A 22,217-nucleotide genomic window follows, 5' to 3' on the forward strand; every position below is an offset into this window, starting at 1 on the left:
CAAAAGAAAAAGGCCACTATAATAGCGGCCACATTATTATTTTACTACTAAATATTTTGTGATAGTTTGTCCATTAACGTTAATATTTACATTATAAGTTCCTGGATTTGTTCTTGTACCAACTGTCCAGGTCCAACTAATATTACCGTTACTATCAGAAGTTTTAGGCTCTAAACCTGATGAATGGCTAGGACCAGAAGAGTAATCTACTTCAATAGTACCCTGTACATGCGGTTTTGTTTTTACTGACACAGTTGCTTTATCACCAGGATGTACAGCTAATTCACTTTTTGATACGTTTAAAGAGCTTGTATTTGAGCTACTTGTGACATTATTGGTTATTGCAGCTGATTGTACTCTTGAAGAACCATCAGCGTAATTAATCGTTACTCCTTGTTCAACATTAAAAATATAAATATTAAATTCTATCTTATTATCTTCTATACTTTTTGCTTGCATATGAACGCCTCTAGCTACCAATTCATTCCCTCTAAATATAGGCTCTACTTGGTAACGGACATGATGGTTAGTTGTTTTTAAATAAGAGGCCACTTTGTTTTCATAAACAAGCATATCGGGGTCATTAAGACTTCTTGTTCCTGTCATTAAATTTTTCAGATTGTTATTTTCCCCTGTCAGTTGATAACCAATTAGGTGACAACGATTATAAAGCCATTCTGTTTTACCATTAACAGTAATTTTTTTATTCTTCCAACCAGTAGGATCGACATAAAGTGGCTCTCTATCTTCTCTAGGCATTAGAGATTTTGAAAGCATTGCGTTTGCTACACCTACACGATTGAAAGAATCTAAATTAGAAAAAGATTGCCAACTTCCTTTAGCTAAACTTAAGTCTTTTTTAGAAAAAGTAGTATGATTATTATTTAATATAATAACTTGTTTACCCTTAAAATCTGAGTTCGCAAGTGTTTTATATTGATTTTCCACATTAATTTTATTGGTTGTAGCTGAATCTTCTTTTACGTTTGTTGAACTTTTAGCTTCTGAATTTGAACTTACCCTAGAACTTTGTGTAACGTCTGATTTAACATTTGTTGTAGTAGTTGCTTTTTGGTCATTTGTAGTAGGTTTTGATTGGTTACTCACATCGCTACAAGCACTTAGCATTATAAACATAAGAGTAAATAATAAAGTAAAAGATATGTTTCTCATTTTAAAAGTTTTCATCATTGTTCCCCTCGAAGTCTTTTCTAAGATGTTATTTTTTTTAAAAGTAATTTTAAATTCTGTATTCTATCATTATGTTAACAAGAAGTTTAAAGGTTAACAAAAAAATCACTAGAGTACTATGTTAACTAAAGTAAATACCCACTAATATTACTATTCAGTAGAAATTTGTTCAATAATCAAAACTTAGGGAGAGAAAATAATGAACAACTTTGGGTATTCTTTTTGTTAACAATAGTGTTTTTTTTCATATATATTATAATTCTACAAAAAGATGAGATATGTGCAGAATCCCATCTTGAAGTAAAGCACCCGTTTATACAATAAGACGTTTTTGTAACATTGTATATTAACGTGATTTTACTTAGTTTCTAATTATCCCATGACTAGAACCTTTAATCACTTCTTTACCTTTTTGATTACGATATACCGTTTCCAATTCCACAGTTTTAAAACATTCCGATTGCTCAACATTTTTAATGGTTATTTCGCAAGTGATGGTATCTCCAATAAAAACAGGTCGAATAAATTCATACACCATTTCTCTAGCGATGTAGTTTAGATCCCCTCCAATCTTCGTTCCTATACTAGCAGTTAATAATCCTTGAACCATTATCCGTCCATTTTCATCAGGTTCAACATGATGCTTACCTTGGTCTCCAGAAAATCTTCCAAACTCTAACACCTCTTCTTTAGTAAAAGTTCTTTCCCATGTGTAAATATCTCCAATTTTCATAAATACCCCTCCGTTTTTTAAATTTTCTATATATTCATTATAACACGATATGAATGGTTACTCATTCATTTAATGCCTTATTGAGCTCCCTCAGTTAGATACGATTTTCTTCAAATGTGTTACTCCAGAAAATGGCTATTTAATGGAACAACCTATTGTCAATTAACAGTACCTTCTTCGATCTTATCATTCAGGCGTCTTTTCAATATAAAAGCACCCCTTTTGGCAAGGGGGGAAATTTGTACCATTTCCTTATAAACGATACAACTTTCTTTTAAATCTACATTTGTAAATATTAATAGTAGGAAAAGGAACCTGTCCCTTATCACCTTTTATTCTGAATAACGAAAGTGGGATAAAGGACAAGACCCCTATTCCCGTAATCGATGAAAATATGGACCAGCCTTCTCTATTATCAAATCCTCACTTTCTTCGTGAAAGGCTATTAAAAAGCAAGTTCCAGGACCACCTGATTTGAATAGATCTAAATCACTTTTTGCTTGTACCTGTCCAAATTCTGGATATATCTGTTTCAGTTTATATAAAATTCCTTTCGATCCTACCGGAAGAATATGTATAACATCTTTCTGTTGGCACATCCATTTAAACAAAGAAAGAGGAGCAACTTGATCCGCATGTTCGATTACCTCATTTCCGACTAGTGGAGTGCCAATAACTGCGAACTTAATAAACAATTGCTGTTCGTTACGTTCTTTGTTCCGCTTTTTTCCAAGCACAGTTATTCCTAAGGCAGATTGCAATAATGAAAAATTGCTCTCCGTACTTCCGATTACCTGAATGGAAGTCAAACCCATTTCGGAAATTCCCTTATTTATTCCCGCATTGATCTCAGCCCAAGAATTTTCTTGGCAAAAATTATGAATCAATACGGAAAACGGATCCCCCCCTGCAGCCATACAATCCATAATCGCAACACGAAAAGAATAATAGGCTACAACATCATACGTTACCTTGACAACATCATCAGGTTTTATACCAATACCACCGCTATTGTCTGTAGAAACAACGATACTTTCTGTCTCATTAAATGGAATAATAAGAGCATCACTCATCTTTTCTCCCCCTTCCTAATAAATCGAAGAAAACTCGGGCAACAATGACATTTAATGCAGAGCCAATCATAAGGGAAGGTACAATTGCAATAAAAAATGTCCAGTCCATAATAAAAATAAACGGCAATGGACTAATCAAAGCATTTCCAATCCAAAAAGCAACCGCTGCAATTGCTTTTTTGCCAGCTTTATTTAAAATTCCAAAAACAAATACGCATAGAGCCATTTCTAGAGCAATTAAAAGATGAAATGAACCTAGCGGAAAGCCTGTCAATAATGCAGAAAGAAGGTGGCCAATTGCTGCGATCCAGGCTCCCATTCCAATACTGCCTAAACCTGCAATAACGAGGCCAGTAAACGCATCTAATCCTACACTTCCTACAATGGCAGGGATTTTTATCGTGGACCCAATAACCGTTAAGGCGATCCCTATACCCCACCATGCAATATTTTTACTAGACATAATAATTTCCCCTATTTATTTTAACTTTCTTGAAATCCCATACCAGATAACATCAACCTTTTCCGCTTTAGCTGCAATATCCTGATACACCCAACCAGTAATATCGCGCCAATCGCGGTTCTTTTTTTCCATTGGAACGATTCCTTTTGAAATATCTGTCCCTATTAAAATAAAACATCTTTCTTTCGCTGCATTTTCCCAATCTAATCCATCCGCAATCAAACTCTTCATCTGCTCTATCATTTGCTGTTGGTTCAGCCCCATTTCTATTAAACTTTTAATATAGCTTTCGATTCCTTCTATTATGTAAAAATTACTTTTCGTACACTCAAATACTGGATCAATTATTTCAGTTTGATAGAATGATACCCATGTAAAATCATCGCGTTCCGCTAATCCGTATAAATTCCGGACCCATGTGGCTTTTCCGTTAAAGTGACCTCCCGTAACAAAGTGCATCGAATCTCCCCCTTTCCTTCCTGCTCTGTCCATATTAATTCATATCCGCCACCATGTGGAATTCTCCAATCCCAGAATTCGGCTTTTTCCGGCGCTAGTTTACTTAATAAGTAGCGAATAACACCGCCATGACTGACAATCACCACTTTACGAAGGTCATTTGTGAAAAGATAAGTTAACAGTTTCCGCCAACCTTCGTCTATTCTTTTCGTAAAATGATAAAAGTCCTCTCCTCCTGGCGGACAAACCTTATAGAAATCATCCAGCCATTTACGATAGAGTTCATTATTTTTTAGCTCATCATATGTTTTTCTTTCCCATTCCCCAAAATTCATCTCACGAAATGCCGAACACTTTTTTAAAGAATTGTTTGGAAAGAGGATTTCCGCCGTTTCCACACAACGTTTCCTATCGCTGCACAAAAATAATTCATAGTTATCCTGAAAATCTTTATATTTACCTAACAGCTCTCTTCCCTTTTTACTGAGTGAAACATCACTCCAGCCAATATAAGCATGCCTTTCATTTTCGGCCGTTAACCCGTGACGTAATAATGTAATAGCCAAATACTCAGCCAAAGTATCCACTCCATTCCTTCCACTGATGCACCCAGAACATCTCCAGTAATGCCGCCAAACCATTTTTCGGATTTTCTTTTCAACATTTCACCAAATATAAAGGTAATGAGCACCAATAATAAAACGAACCAACTATCATGACGGTCCAAAAATGCTACTCCAATTACAAATAACAAAAGATATACCGGATAGATCATTAAAGAGCGTTTAGGAACGGATTTTTGAAAAAAATAGCCCAGTCCCTCTTTTTTTGCTGCGGGTACCATTAAAAGGAGATATCCCATAAAAGTTCTGCTTAGAAAAGGTAAACAAAGGATGAGGATCATGCTGCTAATCGTCAGCGTATTTATTATTTCATAGATAAAGAGAAAACGACCGCTTAATAAAACAATTACAGAGATGACTCCAAACGCTCCAGTGCGTGGATCCTTCATAATTTCTAAACGTTTTTCTATTTTTTGATAGGAAAAGAAAGCATCGCTCGCATCCATCCACCCGTCTAAATGAAGACCGCCGGTAATAACAATGGTTAATAACCAAATGATAAAAGCGATGGCAAGATCGGAAAAAGGAGTATGGTTCATTAAAATGTATAAGACTCCGACAAAAGCTCCCCCTTGCAGCAAACCTAAAATAGGAAATGTTTTCACTGCATAGGTAATATGCCTTTTATCCATCGGCAGTTCCTTACAAATGGGAATTACCGTAAAAAATTGAAGATTGATTAACAGTCCGATAAGTGCACCCTTTATGATTCTCATGACTTATCCCACATGCTTACGATTTCTATTATTTTCTCCCAATCTAAATGACTCTTAAAATGTTCCGCTAATCGATCATATTTTTGATCTTTTTGCTTCTGTAGTTTGACGATTTGACGTACTGGTATTCCTTTATTACTGCGTATCCCATTCAACCAGTAATGACGCCACTCATCATTATGAAATAGCGAATGCAGATAGGTTCCAATTATTTTTCCATTATCCTGATAATAGCCATCCTCTGACCCATCCTCGAGTAACACAAATGGACGCCGATGGGAGGAGGTGTGCCCTAAGTGAATTTCATATCCTTGTAGGTGTAATTCTTGCGAAATTCCCGTTGCCTGATGGATTTTCCCCTGAACGCGAGTCGTCTTTTTTTGAGAATAAAATACTGTATCAGCTGGAATTAGCCCCAGTCCATGTTCCGTATATTTTCTAGTTCCGGTATCCGTTCCTTCTTCATCCGTCAATGTTTCACACATCATTTGGTACCCGCCGCAAATTCCAACCAAGTATTTCCCGTTCTTCACATGCGAAAGAATCAATTCGAATAAATGATGATTTTTTAAAAATTGCAGATCATGAATCGTGCTTTTTGTACCAGGGATGATAATGACATCTGGATTACCAAGCTGGTTTGCATTCTCTACCCAGCGAATCGTTACATCCTCCTCGTATAAAAATGGTTCAAAATCTGTATAATTCGAAATGAAAGGGAGTTTTATAATTGCTATATCTAATGCCCCGTCTTTTACAAAGGAGAAGCGATCTTGAAGTGACAAGGAGTCCTCCCCTTCAATCATGTGTTGTTCCAAGTATGGAAGTACGCCTAAGACGGGGATGCCCGTTCGATGCTCCAACCACTCAACTCCATCCTGAAACAACTCTATATCCCCTCGAAACTTGTTGATGATCATTCCTTTTACCCTCTTTCTTTCACTTTCCGTTAACAGATCAAGGGTGCCAATAACACTTGCGAAAACACCGCCCCTGTCGATATCCGCAACTAGAATGACCGGCACATCAGCAAGTTCAGCCACTTTCATATTTACGAGCTCGCGATCCTTTAGATTTATTTCGACCGGACTTCCTGCTCCTTCCATCACAATAACCTCGAATTCTTGTGCTAAACGCTCTAATGCCATTTTTATCGATTCAATGCCTTTTTCGTAAAAAGATTGCCGATACCCTTTTCCCGAAAATACCGATTCCCTTTTTCCGAAGAGGACAACCTCCGACTGCTGATCAGATGTCGGTTTCAATAGGATTGGATTCATCCATATGGTTGCTTCCGTCCTAGCAGCCTCTGCCTGTATCCCTTGTGCACGGCCAATTTCTTTGCCATCAACAGTAATATAAGAATTGTTTGACATATTTTGTGATTTAAAAGGTGCGACTTTAATACCCTCATTTGCAAACAATCTGCAAAGTGATGTTACAACAAGACTTTTCCCTACATCTGAAGCCGTCCCCACCACCATTACACCATGAATATTATGATCCCCATTCATCCGTTTGTTCTCCTTTCATCAAAAACGGTATGCCTGCATCTACCAGATAGGCTACCGCGGATTGTTGAATAATGCTTTGATGTAAATGTCCTAGCAGTTTAGCATAAGTATAAACAAGCTCCCCTTTATGTAATTCCTCATTCAAAACCTCATTAGAAACGATGATCAACACACTGCACTGTTCCTGGATGGCATCTATTCCGGCCATGATTGTATCATATACATTTTGTTGGAAAGCCACTTGTTCCCAGCTACTGCCAGATTGAAATAATTCATTATTTAATAGGGTTGTTAAGCAATCAAGTAAGACTACATCACCTTTGCTAAAGGCTGGACTAATACCTTTTATATCCACAGGGCATTCCCAATTTTTCCATGGCAGTCCACTTGTTCTTCTTGTTTCTTGATGGTGTTGAATCCTGGAAGCCATCTCTGTATCCGAGGCACGGCCGCATGCAAGGTAATTCAATTGTTTGTTTTGTTGTTTTGCATACTCAATGGCTAATTTTTCTGCAAAACTGCTTTTCCCGCTTCTTACCCCGCCACTGATAAATATCAATTGTGCTTTTTCCATTCAAGAAGCGCCTCCATTAGTAGGTTGTTCTCCTTCTTTTTTTTAACTGAGAACCTCAACCACCGACCGTTTAATCCTGGAAAATTCATCGTATGCCTTGGCACTATCCCTTTTTTTAATAAAAAATGAAACAATGGTGCTGCGTCTTCAAGCTGAGGATCTTTTAATAAATAGAAATTCACTTCTGATTTAGACATTTGAAATCCATTGGATTGATAAAACAATTCAAGTCGCTTGCGTTCGTCAGCAATATGCTGTTTCGTATGTTGAATATAGGAATCTTGCAAAATACATTCCAAACCAGCTTTCATCGCAATTGCATTAACACTCCAATGAGGTTTCAGAGCAGCAAGCTTTTCCATAACACTTGGATTGGCTGCCCCATACCCCAGCCGTAAACCGGCAATCGCAAACATCTTCGTTAATGAGCGTAAAATAATGAGATTAGGATATTGTTTTATTAGATTAATATAGGAATGATTATCGGTTGTAAAATCATAAAATGCTTCATCAATAATGATGTAGCAGCCCTCTCTTTTTCCTTCCTGCACTAATTCCATAACTGCTTGACGGTCATATACAACACCAGTTGGATTATTAGGTGTACAAAGGAAAATTCCATCAAATAGTTTCACTTTTGGCAGGAGCTCATTTAGTCCAAGTGCCCAGTTTCCTTCTTGTAACACATGGTGCTCCACGCAGCAATTTTGCGCAAAACATGCTTGTTCGTATTCACTGAAGGAAGGCTGTATAATTAAAATTCTTTTCCCTCTCAGAAACTGAGCAACAAGTGTAATAAGTTCAGCTCCTCCATTTCCGATTAACAGGCAATCCTCTTGAATATCGTTCAAAATGGAAAGCTTTTGTTTTAGTTCGGAAGCAAGCGGATCTGGATAATCCTCCACGTAAGAAAACCAGCTTTGCCACCTTTCTCGTATTATAGTGGGAGCCCCGAAAGGATTTACATTCACACTAAAATCTATTACACGATCGGGTTTCTCGATTCGGGCTGACCGATACACATAATGCGGATTAGAACCATGAGATGGTAAGGTCAATGACAGCTCCCCCTATCCATAAAAAGAATAAAAAATACAGAATCGTCCGTTCCATGATAGCAATCGTTTTCTGAATATGATCCGCCTTCAGCGCTTCAAATGGTTCGCCCATTCTGGCACGATTGGAGGCAATGCCTTTATAATAATTTAAACCGCCCAGCTGCACACCTAAAAGAATCGCGACAGCAGCTTCCCCCCAGCCGCTATTAGGACTTGGATGTTTTTTGGCATCTGTAAAAAGCTCTCTCCATGCCTTCTTCTTCTCTATGTAGGCAGGTTTATGAATGAATAGCATAAGAAAACCTGTAATCCTGCTTGGAATCCAATTGGCTGCATCGTCTAATCGAGCAGAAGCCCAGCCGAATTTTTCATATTTTGAATTCCGATAACCAACCATAGAATCACACGTATTGATTGCCCGGTAGATCATGGCTAGAGGTGCTCCTCCGATAAGTGCCCAAAATAAAGGTGCTGTTATGCCGTCACTTGTATTTTCTGCGATTGTTTCAACGGTTCCCCTGACAATTTCGGATTCTTCTAAGTCTTTCGTATCTCTGCCGACAATATAAGATAATTTTTTTCTTGCTAAGGGAAGATCTTTAGCAAGCAGTGGTTGCATTACCTCTAAACCTGCATCCTTTAAACCTTTTTGGGCGATGGTAGAGGCGATAATAATTGCTTCCATAACCACTCCAACGATTGGATGAAGATAATAGGCTAAGTATGTAATAAACACAGTAATGAGTGCTGTTAAAATCAATACAGCTCCAAGCATCATTACACCTTTAAAGCGAAGTTGTCTTCCTTTATTCAAGAGCTTGTCTAAAAATGCAATAAATGACCCGATCCATTTAACAGGATGCGGCCAGTTTGGCGGGTCTCCAATAATGAAATCGATAACAATGGCGATGGTAATTGCTAAAAGATGATGTAATATCATTTGACGGTCCTTTCACGCGTTTTTTCAATTGCTTTTTTGATACATCGGTACACAGCCGGACCAATTACTTTGCCAAGAGGGGCGACTGAACCGGCATATTGCAGCCTTTTCCCCTTCTGAGTAGCGGCAATTAAGATGCTGTCCGTGGAAGTTCCTGTTGCAATCGTCCCAGTTAAAGGATCCTCAATCTTTAAATCATGCAACACTTTTACCTTTGCTTCTGTCGCCGTTGCAATAGCTTGAATATATGCTTCATCCGATAATTCACCATTTATAAAGACCCACGTATTAATCGTCCCAGGCAAAAATCCAGAGGAATGAACATCGCCCTTTGATACATCTACCGCATTGCCAACCCCAGCTGTCACCACAATAAACAAAGAAAAACCATCATCCATTACAAATTCCGAAACTGCATCCTCTATCATTACTGCTGTCATCATCCCCACTGTATTTTCTGGTAGAAAACCTTCTGAGGTTAAAAATGCAGCCATTTCCTCATGATGGTTATCACAGCTATAATTTTTGGATACATGACGATTCACAAATGTTTGAAACCAGCCGACACCTGGATTCATAACGGCAGAAGACATCGTCTTTAAGCGGATTGGCGATTCTAGAATAAGACAATCTCCCCTTTGTATTAAGTACATATCATTGATCATGATATCCGCCTCCGCGTTCATTTGATTTGGAATTAATGCTAATTGAGGCTTCGGAATGGTTGGGTGAAAATGTTCCTTCACTATTGTTTGATAAACATGCTGAATATGTTCTTCCGTTATTACCTCACTTGGAGATCCGGTCATTTCCATTCTTCCGTTTTCAATAAGAAGAATTCGATCACAATAAAGGGAAGTCAAATTGATATCGTGAAAAACAGAAATGACTGTCAGCTTGTTTTCAATAGTCATTTTTTTGATAAAATCCAGTAATTCCTTTTGATAGGCTAAATCTAAATGATTTGTAGGTTCATCTAGTAGCAATACCTTTGGCCTTTGTGCCAATGCTTGTGCCAGAAAAACCCTTTGTTGTTCTCCGCCTGAAAGCTCATGCAAGGATTTTTCCTTAAATTTAAATACCCCTGTTTGGATCATAACCTCTTTGACAATCGCTTCATCTTCCTCGCTCATCATTTGAAACAAACCGCTTTGATGTGCATATCGTCCTAAAAGCACGGTTTCTTGCACAGAATAGGAAAAACCATCGCCAGTCAATTGCGGTAAAACAGCGACGAGCCTTGCTCTTTCTTTCGCGGAGTAGGAGAAAATATCTTTTCCTAATAAATGTATGCTCCCTTTTGAAATTGGAAGAGCTCCGCTAATCATTTTTAATAACGTTGTTTTCCCGCTTCCATTTGGACCTAATATTCCAAAAAATTCACCCGCTTGGACGTTAAAGTTAATGTCTTTTACAATGTTTCTTCCTTTGTAACCGCCTGTTACCTTCTTTACTGCTAACATGCTTTAACCTCTGCTTCCTAATTTTCTTTTCATCAAAATAAACGCAAAGACCGGTGCACCTATTAATGCAGTAACCACACCAATTGGGAGTTCTGTTGGTTGGATAATCGTTCTTGAAATCAAATCAGCCAAGATTAAAAAACCTGCTCCAAATAGAATCGATAATGGCAATAGCTTCTTATGATTTGGTCCCCATACGATACGAATGAAATGCGGGATCACCAAGCCGACAAATCCAATGGAACCCGAAACGGAAACTGCAGCCCCAGTTAATATCGATCCTGCGATTAACACGAACAGCTTTCTTTTTTCTACATTCACCCCGAGATGATACGCCCGTTCTTCTCCAAGTGACATAGCATTTAACTCCTTGATGTTTGTTAAAAGCAACAAAGACCCAATAAGAAAAAAAGGCAAGATAATATTCACATAGCTCCATCCGCGCATAGAGACACTGCCAAGCAGCCAGCCAATGATTTGCCGTAATTCATCCCCTGTTAAAGCAATGATTAATGAAATAAAGGAACTAAAAAAAGAACTAAAAATAATCCCAGTTAAAATAATGGTCTCTACTTTCATCGCTTTCTCCATTTTGCGAGCAAATAACAAAACACAAAAAATCGTGAAAAAGGAGCCAACGATACTCATAAATGGTAAGGTCAAGAGCCCCAAAAATGGTATGGAAATATGAAAGAAAAGGGTTACCACTGCACCGACGGAAGCACCAGACGAAACACCAAGTGTATACGGGTCTGCCAACGGATTGCGCAGCAAGCCTTGGAAAGCTGCTCCAGCGATCGATAAAGAGGCACCAACCATTCCCGCTAGTAGCACTCTGGGCATCCGGATATCCATTACAATATTGCTATTCATAGGGTCTGCTGAATCCTTTAAGGGAATATGTAAAATGGCTGATCCTATAATTTGGATAATTTCATGAATTGGTACATATACAGTTCCCACTGCGATTCCAATAATGATAGAGAATAGTAGAAAGACACATCCAAGAAAATAGGGAAAAATTATGCTATTTCTTCCCATCTTTTGTATAAAAGTAAGTTTTGGCAGTATTAATCAGCTCCTTTTTAAAGGAAAACAAGGCTATCTAAACAACCTTGTTCCCATCCTTTCATCTATTTCATTCACTATTATTTTCTTTACGTTTCCCATCACGAAATACCTTGGCACTTCTTATATATTCAACATCACTTTTTCCTGAACGATGATTAATCACTCGCGCCAAAGCAAAAAAATAGTCTGATAGACGATTTAAATATCGCTGTGCAAGCGGAGGAACGCTGTTGTCGGTTTTCGAAAGGGTAACAACAAGACGTTCAGCACGACGTGTGACCGTTCTCGCAATATGGATCGATGCCGCTGCCTTTGTGCCTCCTGGTAAAATAAATCTTTCTAATTTTGGAGTACTGGCAATATACTCATCTATTTTCGTTTCCAGATAATCAATCATTTCCTGCTGTAATTTGTAAGGGCGCTTCATCGTTTTATTCGCAAGGTCTCCGCCGCAATCAAATAATTCATGCTGAATTTTCTCTAATTCTTCTAAAATATCACCAAACAAATTGGGATCCAGTTCCGCCATCGCTTGTCCAACAAAACAATTCGCTTCATCAACCGTTCCATAAGCCTGAACACGAATATCATCTTTATCAACCCTGCCGCCTATGATGCTGGTTTGCCCTTGATCACCTGTTCTCGTATATATACGCATTTTTTCTCCTCCCTTTTGTTTCTCCGCCATTATTATTTAAAATTATCGGGATAAATCGCCTTTGCCATTTCTTGCAAGCCGTCCGCAAGACGTGGTCCAGGTCTTGATACCTCATCCGAATCAACATTATAGACACGTTTGTTTTTCACTGCTGATACCTCTTGCCATCCTTTTCGTTTTACTACCTGATTGACTGCATCCTTCACATAATACCCGTATGTAAGAACAATGACATTCGGATTTGCTTTCACAGCTGCTTCCTCGGAAAATGGAATCCAACCTGCTTTGTCATCCGCAATATTCTTTGCACCTAATAGATTGACCATCTCATTCATAAAGGTTCCTGTCCCAGTTGTATAAATGTTTGGAGGCGCAGATACTTCAATCCAAACCTTTTGAGGATGATCTTTTGCGATTTTTGACGCTTCCTCTTTTATGTTTGCTACTTTGGACTTCATTCCATCGATGATATCCTCTGCTTTTTCCCGTGTCCCTGTCACTTTTCCAATCATTTCAATTGATTTATATACATCTGTAAACGAGGTGGCATCATTGACAACGACAACTTTAATACCATTGTCCTCCAATTGCTTGAGGCCTTCTTGAGAGTTATGTGCATCTGAAGCGGTAGCAAGTACAACATCCGGTTTCAAAGAAATCACTTTTTCGATATTAATATCTTTCCCGCCAACTTTTGTTTTGTTTTTGACTTGCTCGGGATAATTATCATTATCAGAAACCCCAACAATTGCTTTATCTAAGCCAAGGGCGAACGCGGTTTCTGTATTGCTTGGAATCAGCGAAACAATCCGTTTTGGTTTATTCTTTATTGTAAGCTTATTCCCAACCCCGTCCGTAATCGTAATAGGAAATCCATTGGATTTCGTCGTATGCTTACCAGCATTGTTGTTTTGCTGATCTGCCCCACATCCTGCAAGGACAAAAATTAATAGTAAGATAGATAAGTAATTCAGTAGCTTTTTCATGTGTTAACCCCTTTTGCGATAGTATAAAAGCATAAAAAAAAACATCTCCTAAATCTAGGGATGTCATGTAAAAAAAAACGTAAAAAATAATAGTGTTTTGTAAAAAACACTAAAAACGTTTCGTAAACACCCCCTATCCGCGTAGGTTCATTGGTGCACTCAAAAATCAGACAGGTATCCTGGCTCATGATCATTGCTTACTGTACCTTCCCGTGTATTTTTACATACATAGTGGTCATTACAGCTTGCTCCCATTTACAGTGGCGGGACCGCGTTGGCTTTTCACCAATCTTCCCTATTAAACCTTCCAAATGAAGGTATCTGATTTCGCTGCTAATATGAAATTGTAAACCAACATCATTATACAGTATTTTTTCCGAATTTCCTATATTTTAATAATTTTACACGAATAGAATGTTTCACATAAGAAAAGGACAAGCGCCTTACTCATCCTTATAAAATTTCCTTGATTTTAGCTATTTCAATTCCTGCATCTTTTAAGCTATCAGAAATATATCTAGCAAAGTCTAATGCATTGGCTCCGTCACCATGGATGCAAATGGTATCAGCTTGGATTGGTACATTGATACCTTGAAGGGATGTAACTTTTCCTTCCTTTACCATTTGGATTACTTGGTTAACGGCAGCTTCGTGGTTGGTAATTAGTGCTTGCGAATCCGTTCTTGGGGTTAACGAGCCATCTTGTTGATACGTGCGGTCGGCAAAAACTTCATTTGCCGTGCGCAGACCGATTTTCTTCCCAGCTTTGACGAGTTCTCCTCCTGCCAGACCAAATAATATAAGCTCTGGATCTACTTTGTAGATAGCTTCTGCAATGGCTTCCGATAAAGGAGCACTTTTTGCTGCCATATTATATAGAGCCCCGTGTGGTTTCACGTGCTGAATTTTCCCGCCTTCCGATTTGGCAAACGCATAAATGGCTCCTATTTGATAAACAACAAGATCATATGCTTCTTGTGGCGAGATTTGCATGCTTCTTCTGCCAAAACCGACTAAGTCCTGCAGACCGGGATGAACACCAATCCCTACATTTTTTTCCATCGCTAATTGGACAGTTTTTCTAATTGTCGCGGGATCTCCTGCATGAAATCCGCATGCAATATTTGCTGAGGTGATAAAATCAAGAATTTCCTCGTCTCTACCTAGCTTGTATGCTCCAAAGCTTTCTCCCATATCACAATTTAAGTCCACCTTAGTCATGTTTATGCCTCCCTCTTAAATTTTAGTAATATACCTTTTTTAAGCTCTTGAATTTTTCGTTCTCTTTCCATAAGTAATTGCTCGGCCACTTCATGTTCAATTTCTGAAAAGCGAAGTCGATCTCCAGGCTTCGCTTGAGCCAGTAATGGCAAATCAACAGTAGCAACTTGCCCTATTTTCGGGTAGCCCCCTGTCGTTTGGCGGTCAGCGAGTAATATAATAGGGTTCCCATCTGATGGTACTTGGATGGTTCCGAAGCTAACGGCCTCCGATAGCATTTCCTTCGGTTCCTTCAACGCTAATGTTTCTCCCTTTAAACGGTAACCCATACGATCCGATTGAGTGCTTACTTCAAATGTCTTGGAAAAAAAGTCCTTTTGACTCTGATTTGTAAATAAAGAATATTGGCGTCCCTTCATTACACGAATCGTTTGATCTGTTTTAAAGGAAGGGATAAATTTCGATGCAACCGACCATTCCATTTCCAAAAAAGATCGGCTCCCTGCCTGTTTCTTCATTTGCAAAATAATTTTTGATGAAAGTGGACTTGGCTGATTTACGGAAATATGGTCCCCTGTCTTTAAAGCACGTCCATTAAATCCGCCTATCCCTGCATTTAAATACGTTGACTTACTCCCCATTACAGTCGGTACTGAAAATCCTCCTGCAACTGCAAGGTTCACACGACATCCTGCTTTTGCCGTACCAAATCGAAGTTCACTGCCTTTCTTCACATATACCGTTCTCCACATTGGAACAGGTTTTCCATTTATATGAGGAGACATATCTCCACCACATATGGATATAAGTGTATCCTCATGAATTTCTAAAACGGGACCTAGGAGTGTAATCTCTAATGTCGGAGCATTTTCTTCATTCCCTACCAATAAATTCGCTATTCGATGTGCAACCGGATCCATGACCCCACTGACAATAACCCCATATTTTTGATATCCGTAGCGTCCTATGTCTTGAATACTTGTTAGAAGTCCGGGCTTTTTAATTGTAATCATGCCTCTTTGCCCTCCCATTCTACGTATTCTTCATAACTGATTGGTTTAAATCGAACTTTGTCACCTGCATTTAACAAGCTTGGTACTTCATCTTTCGGACGAAATAGCTTTATAGGAGTTCGGCCAATAAGCTGCCATCCTCCAGGTGTTTCAATTGGATATACACCTGTCTGTTTGCCGGCAATTCCAACCGTTCTCTCAGGAATCTTCAAACGGGGAGATTGTAATCTTGGTGCTGCAATCTTCTCTGACATTCCTCCAAGATAAGGAAATCCCGGGGCAAAACCAATCATATAGACGGTATATTCAGCTGAAGAATGGATATTAATAACTTCCTCCGTTGTTAATCTATTAATACTGGCAACCGTTTCTAAATCGGGACCAAACTTTCCTCCATAACATACAGGAATTTCGACTACCCGTGACTCCACCTGTTGCCTTAAGCTTATTTTTGATAAAAGCTGCTGTAATTGCTGACAGACAAAATCATATGGAGACTTCGCATTGATTATATTCATTATTTTAAAAGGATCATAGAAAATGGTGATAGTCGAAAACGCAGGAACGTATTCAATCATCCATTCAAATGGATGTTCATCTAAAAAGGAAGAAATGGCATGAACTTTTTCTTGGGTTTCTAAGTTCAAATCATTTCCCAGTTCTATCATAACCGCGTTTTCCCCTAATGGATGTAAGCGATAATCCACCAACATTCCCTCCTTACTTTTATAATCGCAACAATATTTTTCAACGTTAGATCAAGTTAATGAAATTGATATTATTATACTATTATATTGTATTTAAAACATTTTAACAATTTTAAGTTATCATAGCTTTTAATTTTTATAGCAATTCCAAAATAAAAAGAAGGAACGATTAAAAAACCTTTTCAGACTATTTAAATTGTGGTAACATTCTAATATTCACAAAATAATATTTTGATATAATTTTTTCAACATTTACTCGAAGAAAGAAGGGTTTATATGGTTTTAATTGGTGTTGCATTAATCATCATTGGTTTTGCCCTTAGATTAAATTCTCTCGTAGTCGTAACGGTTGCCGGTTTAGTAACTGGTTTAATTGCTGGTATGCCTTTAAAAGATATTATTACCCAATTCGGCGAAGCATTTACGACGAATCGCTATATGTCCATTTTAATTGTTACGCTTCCAGTGATTGGACTTTTAGAAAGAAGCGGATTGCAAAACCAGGCAGGACATCTTGTCTCGAAAATAAAAGCCGCTACAACTGGCCGAATTCTTACAATCTATTTATTGATTCGTGAAATCGGTGCTGCTCTTGGCTTAAATAGTATCGGCGGGCATCCGCAAACAGTAAGACCGCTTATTGCCCCAATGGCAGAAGGTGCTGCAGAAGCGAAATACGAAGAGGTTCCAGAAAAAGAAAAAGAAGAAATTAGAGCACATGCTGCTGCTGCAGATAATATCGGACTCTTTTTCGGCGAGGATATATTCGTAGCAGTTGGCGCCATTTTACTCATGAAAGGTTTCTTTGATCAAAATGGTATTAAGGCAGATCCTATCTCCATGGCACTTTGGGGAATTCCAACAGCTATCTTCGTCTTCATTATCCATTCTATTAGACTATATTTATTTGATAAGAAGTTAGATCGTAAATTAGGAAGCAAAGCGAAGAAGGTTAATCCGATCAGTAAAAAGGATGTGAGCAAATGATTTTTTCTGTTGAGTTCATCTATATTATAATGGGTATAATTGGATTGTGCTGCTCCATCTACACCTTTTTAGATAAAGCAAATCCACGTCGAATTTTCTCTGGATTATTCTATTTCCTTTATTCTCTTACTCTATTATTAGGGAAAGTTATTCCGCCTTTTTACATCGGTATAATGGTTATCTTGATGGTGCTGATCGTTGGAATGGGCGGTCTTCGTAAAGGAGAATACGGAGAAGCATCCGATCAACACCGTGAAAAACGGCGTAAGCGTCTTGGGAATCTATTATTTATCCCTGCGTTATTAATACCGATTTTAACGGTAATTGGCTCGAAGCTATTAGTAAACATGAAACTAGGGACATTGCAGCTATTAGATCCAGCTAATCCAACTTTAGTTTCCCTGGGAATTGCATGTATTATCGCTATCATAACAGCCATGGCTTTAACAAAAAGCACACCTAAAACGGCGGTTAAAGAGTCTAGACGTCTATTAGAAGCAATTGGCTGGGCAGTAGTACTTCCACAACTATTAGCTACGTTGGGTACGATTTTCACATCAGCTGGAGTTGGCAAGGTGGTATCAGATGTTGTATCGAAAGTAATTCCTGAAAATTCTTTATTCTGGGTCGTATTTGTATTCTGTATCGGAATGGCGCTATTCACAATGATCATGGGAAATGCGTTTGCAGCGTTTCCAGTGATGGCAGCGGGAATTGCTATTCCGTTGTTGATTAAACAATTCGGTGCCAATCCAAATCAAATTGCAGCAATTTCGATGTTTGCCGGTTATTGTGGAACACTGATGACTCCAATGGCAGCGAATTTCAATATTGTACCCGCAGCACTATTAGACTTAAAAGATAAAAATCATGTTATTCGAGTTCAGGTTCCTACTGCTTTATTCGTGTTAGCGTTTAATATTGTTCTTATGTATTTTCTAATTAAATAGGAGGAATGCTCAGATGGGAAAAAAAGTTCTAATCACCGGGTTTGATCCATTTGGGAAAGATGTTGTCAATCCCGCTTTGGAAGCAGTGAAGAAATTAGAAGGCAGAAAAATCGATGATGTGGAAATAGTTACCCAAGAGGTGCCGACAGTCTTTCATGAATCCATCAAAGTGGTGACTCAAGCTATTGAAGCAAACCAACCTGATGTTGTTATTTGTGTTGGTCAAGCAGGAGGCCGGACCCAAATAACTCCTGAACGTGTCGCAATAAATATTGATGATGCCCGCATTCCTGATAATCGAAATAATCAACCGATTGATGAACAAATTGTAGAAGATGGCCCCGCTGCCTATTGGTCAACCCTGCCGGTGAAACGAATCGTTCATCATATGAGAGAAGCTGGAATACCAGCAGCAGTCTCTAATAGTGCCGGTACATTCGTTTGTAATCATCTCTTCTATGGATTAATGAACTATTTGGAAAAAAATGCTCCACATATTCGAGGAGGCTTTATCCATATCCCATTCATTCCTGAGCAAACCGTTCATAATAATGCTCCAAGCTTAGGGCTGGATACGATAGTAAAAGCTCTTGAATTGGCTGCGGTAGTTGCAGCAAACGAAAAAGAAGATATCCGAGAAATTGGCGGTACGATTAGTTAATATTTACATTAAGAAAGAGCAAATTCTTTTCGATATTTTTCAACCAGTCAACATCCTATTTTTGTTGGCTGGTTTTCCCATTTTATATGGGGAATCTTCAATAAATACCCTTTAAACTTACAAAGCGTTTCTGCAAAAATTCCTTTATCCCCTATGCTGTATCTCTTTGAATTCCCCTAACATACTGAGAAAGAAATAAGCACATTTACCTATCTGTATTTCTGGTAAAATAACAAATAAAAGGAGGAAAATGTAAATGGAAATGCAGACGGACGGAAAGCGTGGTTTTACTAATCAATTGCCAAAGTGGGCAATTGTAGCTCATATAGTGCTTATCTCTTTTTTGTTTCTTTTTGGGGTAGGATTACTGTATATATCGATTAAAGAATGGATCATGGACGGAATGGGTCTGTCTATTTTCTTATTGGTGCTTAGTTTCATTCCACTCGGACTTTCTTGGTTCAGTTATAGGAATCTTAAAATCTACCTAGATTTTATTGTTAAAATTAACCTTACTGATCAAGGATATCAATATTATTTTAAAGATAAAAAAAATAATCATGAAGAATATGTTCTTCTCCCATATGACAAGATTAACTATGTTTTAATTGGGGTGGATTACCAAACAACCTACAGAAAAGTCCCTGGTCGAGAGATACCCAAAACGATTTCATTAAGAATGGCTAAATTGATGATATATGGGCTAAGTTCGAATAATGAACAAAAAGTTGTATGTTTTAGTCACGGGGAGCAAGCCACATTGGATGAATGGCTACAAGTGTTTCAGGAGCACAATGTAACCATTTTCCAGACGGGCAAAGCGTTAACATCCATTCCCAACACACCGGAAGCAGTAGAACAAGTACCAAAAGAGGTTTTTGAAGGAAGACTCCCCTTTGTCATTGGGTCAGAGTCTAAAGATACGAACAATGTGTTTGTGACAAAAGAGCAAAAACAACTCGAAGAAATACAAATCCGGAAACGCCAAAAAAAGAGCATTATTTTTATTACCATACTCTCCTTGCTACAAATCATGATTATATGTTTTTGGTCTCCCTATTGGGATATTACAGGAAAGGAATTTTCGGATTACAACGGTAACTTTTTTGCTATTGTTTTCACTTATTTATACCTTCTTTTTATGTATTTATATATAAAAAGAGTTAAATGGTACTTCCCAATAAGAGATGCCATTATTCTCGCAGTTGGTATTTTGATTGGCAGCTTTCTGTCAGCAGACCCTCGCCACTCATTTCACATTGCTGTTATTAAGTATTTGTACATCATTTGTGGGTGGTTCCTTTTTGTGTACTATGCCATCCAATTATATAAATGGTTTCAAGGCAAACAAAAGAAAATAAAAAAGAAAGAAGACGGAGCAGGGTTTTAAGTCTAACAATGCTCTTCTTCCTCTTTTCACCGTACATATTACATCACTAATGAAGGATGTGATCTAATTTTTATTTTCGAATACTGATCGCGACCTTTTCTTTTACCTTTGCAATATTCTCCATCTTATTGTCCCAGCATTTTTGACTTAAATCGACCGGGTATTCTTCCGGATTCAAGGATCGCTTATATTCCTCCCATAATAAATTCAAGTTATTTTTTACAAATTGTTGAATTTCCCTTATGTCTGGAAGATTATAGACCAGTTTTCCGTCTACAAAAATGTCATGATGAAGTTCTTTCGCTTCGAAATTGGTGACAAACTTTTTAATATAAGTATGAATAGGGTGAAACATTTTTAGTCGCTCTTCCTGCTCAGGTTTTTCATCTTCCATGGCAATATAATCGCCTTCTGATTTATGGTTAATCCGATTAATGATCCGATAAATTTTCTTCAATCCGGGAGTGGTTACTTTTTCAGGGTTTCCTGAAATTTTGATCGTATCTACCATTTCCCCATTCTCATCTTCAATCGAAACCAATTTGTAAACTGCGCCCAAAGCAGCTTGGTCGTAGGCTGTTATCAGTTTCGTGCCGATTCCCCATCCATCAATTCTTGCACCTTGGGATTTTAAATTAATAATGGTGTATTCATCCAAATCATTTGATGCAATTATTTTTGTCTTTTTAAAACCAGCTTCATCTAACATTTTTCTTGCTTCTTTTGAAAGATAAGCCAAGTCTCCGCTATCAAGGCGAATCGCTTTAAAATTAATTTTATCTCCAAGTTCTTTCGCTACTTTTATGGCAGTTGGTACACCGGATTTTAACGTTTCATATGTATCAACTAAAAAGGTACAGTCCTTATGTCGTGCTGCATATTTATGAAACGCTGTATACTCATCCCGATATGCTTGAACCATGGCATGAGCATGAGTACCCGATACAGGAATCCCAAATAGTTTTCCTGCTCTTACATTGCTTGTTGCCTCAAATCCTCCAACAAAAGCTGCTCTCGCTCCCCAAATTGCTGCGTCCATTTCTTGTGCACGCCTTGTTCCAAATTCGATGGCAGTATCGTCACCGATAACTTGTTTTATTCTCGACGCCTTTGTCGCGATTAGCGTTTGATAATTAACAATGTTAAGCAGTGCCGTTTCGATTAATTGTGCTTCGGCAAGTGGAGCTTCTACACGCAGAATCGGTTCATTTCCGAATACTAACTCGCCTTCTTTCATAGCTCTCAACTTACCGGTGAACTTCAATGTTTTCAGATAATCTAAAAAGTCCTCTTCATAACCTAGTTCATCCCGCAAATAAGCAATATCACTTTCACTAAAATGAAATTGATTCAAGTACTCAATGATTTTTTCCAAGCCTGCAAATACAGCGTACCCGTTTCCAAATGGAATCTTTCGAAAATAAAGCTCAAACACCGCTTTACGATTATGAATATGATCATCCCAATAGGTTTCCACCATGTTCACCTGATATAAGTCTGTATGAAGTGCTAAGCTATCATCCGGAAATTTGTTTAACATCGGTTCCCTCCAAATGTTAATATATTATTGTACTTATCTTTCCATAATTCCCTTTCAGCAAATGTGCATTCAAAAATTATTTGTTCACAATGATTATTAATGCTCATTTTATTATTTTCATCACCACATGTTTATAGATATTCTTGATGATTCATGTTTTTAATTAGACAAATTATGCGAATATTACGTAAGCTTTATTGAATCTAATTAAACGAAAAGGACAGAT

At 38.0% G+C, this 22,217-nt stretch carries 23 protein-coding genes and 1 riboswitch; of the genes, 4 read left to right on the forward strand and 19 right to left on the reverse strand.

The features are described 5' to 3' along the window. Window positions 1–36 precede the first annotated feature (36 nt). From NSQ59_RS14505 to pxpB, 18 genes are all read right to left on the reverse strand, one after another. Window positions 37–1,188, reverse strand: coding sequence for a DNA/RNA non-specific endonuclease (locus NSQ59_RS14505; RefSeq protein WP_340831987.1), 1,152 nt, complete (start codon window positions 1,186–1,188; stop codon window positions 37–39). A 364-nt stretch (window positions 1,189–1,552) separates the two neighbouring features. Further along, on the reverse strand, window positions 1,553–1,924 hold the full coding sequence (locus NSQ59_RS14510; RefSeq protein WP_055740009.1) for an FAS1-like dehydratase domain-containing protein: 372 nt from the start codon (window positions 1,922–1,924) through the stop codon (window positions 1,553–1,555). Window positions 1,925–2,295: 371 nt separating this feature from the next. After that, window positions 2,296–2,997: an ATP-binding protein gene (locus tag NSQ59_RS14515; protein ID WP_340831989.1), complete on the reverse strand. Its 702-nt coding sequence runs from the start codon at window positions 2,995–2,997 to the stop codon at window positions 2,296–2,298. Next, window positions 2,990–3,460 (reverse strand): ECF transporter S component, encoded by a 471-nt coding sequence (locus NSQ59_RS14520; RefSeq protein ID WP_340831990.1) that lies wholly within the window; start codon window positions 3,458–3,460, stop codon window positions 2,990–2,992. The genes NSQ59_RS14515 and NSQ59_RS14520 overlap by 8 nt, the downstream gene beginning before the upstream one ends. Before the next feature lie 15 nt (window positions 3,461–3,475). Continuing rightward, window positions 3,476–3,919: a bifunctional adenosylcobinamide kinase/adenosylcobinamide-phosphate guanylyltransferase gene (locus NSQ59_RS14525; RefSeq protein WP_340831992.1), complete on the reverse strand. Its 444-nt coding sequence runs from the start codon at window positions 3,917–3,919 to the stop codon at window positions 3,476–3,478. After that, window positions 3,853–4,497 carry a histidine phosphatase family protein gene (locus NSQ59_RS14530; RefSeq protein ID WP_340831993.1) on the reverse strand — a complete coding sequence of 215 codons (645 nt, stop codon included), beginning with the start codon at window positions 4,495–4,497 and terminating at the stop codon, window positions 3,853–3,855. Before NSQ59_RS14530 ends, NSQ59_RS14525 begins: the two co-directional genes overlap by 67 nt. Then, entirely contained in the window at window positions 4,455–5,258 is an 804-nt protein-coding gene (gene cobS, locus NSQ59_RS14535) for an adenosylcobinamide-GDP ribazoletransferase (RefSeq protein ID WP_340831995.1), read from the reverse strand. The genes NSQ59_RS14530 and cobS overlap by 43 nt, the downstream gene beginning before the upstream one ends. Further along, a complete protein-coding gene (locus NSQ59_RS14540) occupies window positions 5,255–6,772 on the reverse strand; it encodes a cobyric acid synthase (protein ID WP_340831998.1) in 1,518 nt (505 codons plus the stop codon). The genes cobS and NSQ59_RS14540 overlap by 4 nt, the downstream gene beginning before the upstream one ends. Then, window positions 6,756–7,346, reverse strand: a complete 591-nt coding sequence (locus NSQ59_RS14545) for a bifunctional adenosylcobinamide kinase/adenosylcobinamide-phosphate guanylyltransferase (RefSeq protein ID WP_340832000.1) — start codon at window positions 7,344–7,346, stop codon at window positions 6,756–6,758. Before NSQ59_RS14545 ends, NSQ59_RS14540 begins: the two co-directional genes overlap by 17 nt. Then, complete coding sequence (gene cobD / locus NSQ59_RS14550; protein ID WP_340832002.1) at window positions 7,328–8,404, reverse strand: threonine-phosphate decarboxylase CobD; 1,077 nt, start codon at window positions 8,402–8,404, stop codon at window positions 7,328–7,330. Before cobD ends, NSQ59_RS14545 begins: the two co-directional genes overlap by 19 nt. Then, the gene (cbiB, locus tag NSQ59_RS14555) at window positions 8,379–9,344 is read right to left on the reverse strand and encodes an adenosylcobinamide-phosphate synthase CbiB (RefSeq protein WP_340832005.1); all 966 of its coding nucleotides are present in this window, start codon (window positions 9,342–9,344) and stop codon (window positions 8,379–8,381) included. The genes cobD and cbiB overlap by 26 nt, the downstream gene beginning before the upstream one ends. After that, the gene (locus tag NSQ59_RS14560; protein WP_340832007.1) at window positions 9,341–10,807 is read right to left on the reverse strand and encodes an adenosylcobinamide amidohydrolase; all 1,467 of its coding nucleotides are present in this window, start codon (window positions 10,805–10,807) and stop codon (window positions 9,341–9,343) included. The genes cbiB and NSQ59_RS14560 overlap by 4 nt, the downstream gene beginning before the upstream one ends. Window positions 10,808–10,810: 3 nt before the next feature. Further along, window positions 10,811–11,848 carry a FecCD family ABC transporter permease gene (locus NSQ59_RS14565; protein ID WP_083489339.1) on the reverse strand — a complete coding sequence of 346 codons (1,038 nt, stop codon included), beginning with the start codon at window positions 11,846–11,848 and terminating at the stop codon, window positions 10,811–10,813. 97 nt (window positions 11,849–11,945) lie between these two features. Next, window positions 11,946–12,536: a cob(I)yrinic acid a,c-diamide adenosyltransferase gene (locus NSQ59_RS14570; RefSeq protein ID WP_055740020.1), complete on the reverse strand. Its 591-nt coding sequence runs from the start codon at window positions 12,534–12,536 to the stop codon at window positions 11,946–11,948. 32 nt (window positions 12,537–12,568) lie between these two features. Continuing rightward, a complete protein-coding gene (locus NSQ59_RS14575) occupies window positions 12,569–13,522 on the reverse strand; it encodes an ABC transporter substrate-binding protein (protein WP_055740021.1) in 954 nt (317 codons plus the stop codon). 152 nt (window positions 13,523–13,674) lie between these two features. Further along, window positions 13,675–13,862, reverse strand: a riboswitch (cobalamin riboswitch). A gap of 113 nt (window positions 13,863–13,975) precedes the next feature. Next, window positions 13,976–14,743 (reverse strand): LamB/YcsF family protein, encoded by a 768-nt coding sequence (locus NSQ59_RS14580; protein ID WP_055740022.1) that lies wholly within the window; start codon window positions 14,741–14,743, stop codon window positions 13,976–13,978. A gap of 2 nt (window positions 14,744–14,745) precedes the next feature. Then, window positions 14,746–15,756 (reverse strand): 5-oxoprolinase subunit C family protein, encoded by a 1,011-nt coding sequence (locus NSQ59_RS14585; protein ID WP_055740023.1) that lies wholly within the window; start codon window positions 15,754–15,756, stop codon window positions 14,746–14,748. Then, window positions 15,753–16,463: a 5-oxoprolinase subunit PxpB gene (pxpB, locus tag NSQ59_RS14590; RefSeq protein WP_280513062.1), complete on the reverse strand. Its 711-nt coding sequence runs from the start codon at window positions 16,461–16,463 to the stop codon at window positions 15,753–15,755. The genes NSQ59_RS14585 and pxpB overlap by 4 nt, the downstream gene beginning before the upstream one ends. A 276-nt stretch (window positions 16,464–16,739) precedes the next feature. Here pxpB and NSQ59_RS14595 point away from each other — a divergent pair, with 276 nt between their 5' ends. The 4 genes from NSQ59_RS14595 (at window position 16,740) to NSQ59_RS14610 (ending at window position 20,451) form a co-directional block, all read left to right on the forward strand. Then, window positions 16,740–17,450 carry a DUF969 domain-containing protein gene (locus tag NSQ59_RS14595; RefSeq protein ID WP_055740025.1) on the forward strand — a complete coding sequence of 237 codons (711 nt, stop codon included), beginning with the start codon at window positions 16,740–16,742 and terminating at the stop codon, window positions 17,448–17,450. After that, the gene (locus tag NSQ59_RS14600) at window positions 17,447–18,400 is read left to right on the forward strand and encodes a DUF979 domain-containing protein (protein ID WP_055740026.1); all 954 of its coding nucleotides are present in this window, start codon (window positions 17,447–17,449) and stop codon (window positions 18,398–18,400) included. The genes NSQ59_RS14595 and NSQ59_RS14600 overlap by 4 nt, the downstream gene beginning before the upstream one ends. 13 nt (window positions 18,401–18,413) lie before the next feature. Beyond that, a complete protein-coding gene (pcp, locus tag NSQ59_RS14605) occupies window positions 18,414–19,061 on the forward strand; it encodes a pyroglutamyl-peptidase I (RefSeq protein ID WP_055740027.1) in 648 nt (215 codons plus the stop codon). Window positions 19,062–19,317: 256 nt separating this feature from the next. Beyond that, the gene (locus NSQ59_RS14610) at window positions 19,318–20,451 is read left to right on the forward strand and encodes a hypothetical protein (RefSeq protein WP_055740028.1); all 1,134 of its coding nucleotides are present in this window, start codon (window positions 19,318–19,320) and stop codon (window positions 20,449–20,451) included. A 70-nt stretch (window positions 20,452–20,521) separates the two neighbouring features. Here the strand turns inward: NSQ59_RS14610 and NSQ59_RS14615 are convergent, their stop codons facing one another. Continuing rightward, complete coding sequence (locus NSQ59_RS14615) at window positions 20,522–21,991, reverse strand: nicotinate phosphoribosyltransferase (RefSeq protein WP_055740029.1); 1,470 nt, start codon at window positions 21,989–21,991, stop codon at window positions 20,522–20,524. Window positions 21,992–22,217 lie beyond the last annotated feature (226 nt).

This window comes from Margalitia sp. FSL K6-0131, assembly GCF_038008735.1.
Taxonomy (GTDB): domain Bacteria; phylum Bacillota; class Bacilli; order Bacillales; family Bacillaceae_C; genus Margalitia; species Margalitia shackletonii.

Excerpts from the sequence above, each read along its gene's own strand:
- NSQ59_RS14505 (WP_340831987.1), bottom strand. The coding sequence starts at position 1,188 with ATGAAAACTTTTAAAATGAGAAACATATCTTTTACTTTATTATTTACT.
- NSQ59_RS14510 (WP_055740009.1), bottom strand. The coding sequence starts at position 1,924 with ATGAAAATTGGAGATATTTACACATGGGAAAGAACTTTTACTAAAGAA.
- NSQ59_RS14515 (WP_340831989.1), bottom strand. The coding sequence starts at position 2,997 with ATGAGTGATGCTCTTATTATTCCATTTAATGAGACAGAAAGTATCGTT.
- NSQ59_RS14520 (WP_340831990.1), bottom strand. The coding sequence starts at position 3,460 with ATGTCTAGTAAAAATATTGCATGGTGGGGTATAGGGATCGCCTTAACG.
- NSQ59_RS14525 (WP_340831992.1), bottom strand. The coding sequence starts at position 3,919 with ATGCACTTTGTTACGGGAGGTCACTTTAACGGAAAAGCCACATGGGTC.
- cobS (WP_340831995.1), bottom strand. The coding sequence starts at position 5,258 with ATGAGAATCATAAAGGGTGCACTTATCGGACTGTTAATCAATCTTCAA.
- NSQ59_RS14540 (WP_340831998.1), bottom strand. The coding sequence starts at position 6,772 with ATGAATGGGGATCATAATATTCATGGTGTAATGGTGGTGGGGACGGCT.
- NSQ59_RS14545 (WP_340832000.1), bottom strand. The coding sequence starts at position 7,346 with ATGGAAAAAGCACAATTGATATTTATCAGTGGCGGGGTAAGAAGCGGG.
- cbiB (WP_340832005.1), bottom strand. The coding sequence starts at position 9,344 with ATGATATTACATCATCTTTTAGCAATTACCATCGCCATTGTTATCGAT.
- NSQ59_RS14560 (WP_340832007.1), bottom strand. The coding sequence starts at position 10,807 with ATGTTAGCAGTAAAGAAGGTAACAGGCGGTTACAAAGGAAGAAACATT.
- NSQ59_RS14565 (WP_083489339.1), bottom strand. The coding sequence starts at position 11,848 with ATGGGAAGAAATAGCATAATTTTTCCCTATTTTCTTGGATGTGTCTTT.
- NSQ59_RS14570 (WP_055740020.1), bottom strand. The coding sequence starts at position 12,536 with ATGCGTATATATACGAGAACAGGTGATCAAGGGCAAACCAGCATCATA.
- NSQ59_RS14575 (WP_055740021.1), bottom strand. The coding sequence starts at position 13,522 with ATGAAAAAGCTACTGAATTACTTATCTATCTTACTATTAATTTTTGTC.
- NSQ59_RS14580 (WP_055740022.1), bottom strand. The coding sequence starts at position 14,743 with ATGACTAAGGTGGACTTAAATTGTGATATGGGAGAAAGCTTTGGAGCA.
- NSQ59_RS14585 (WP_055740023.1), bottom strand. The coding sequence starts at position 15,756 with ATGATTACAATTAAAAAGCCCGGACTTCTAACAAGTATTCAAGACATA.
- NSQ59_RS14595 (WP_055740025.1), top strand. The coding sequence starts at position 16,740 with ATGGTTTTAATTGGTGTTGCATTAATCATCATTGGTTTTGCCCTTAGA.
- NSQ59_RS14600 (WP_055740026.1), top strand. The coding sequence starts at position 17,447 with ATGATTTTTTCTGTTGAGTTCATCTATATTATAATGGGTATAATTGGA.
- pcp (WP_055740027.1), top strand. The coding sequence starts at position 18,414 with ATGGGAAAAAAAGTTCTAATCACCGGGTTTGATCCATTTGGGAAAGAT.
- NSQ59_RS14610 (WP_055740028.1), top strand. The coding sequence starts at position 19,318 with ATGGAAATGCAGACGGACGGAAAGCGTGGTTTTACTAATCAATTGCCA.
- NSQ59_RS14615 (WP_055740029.1), bottom strand. The coding sequence starts at position 21,991 with ATGTTAAACAAATTTCCGGATGATAGCTTAGCACTTCATACAGACTTA.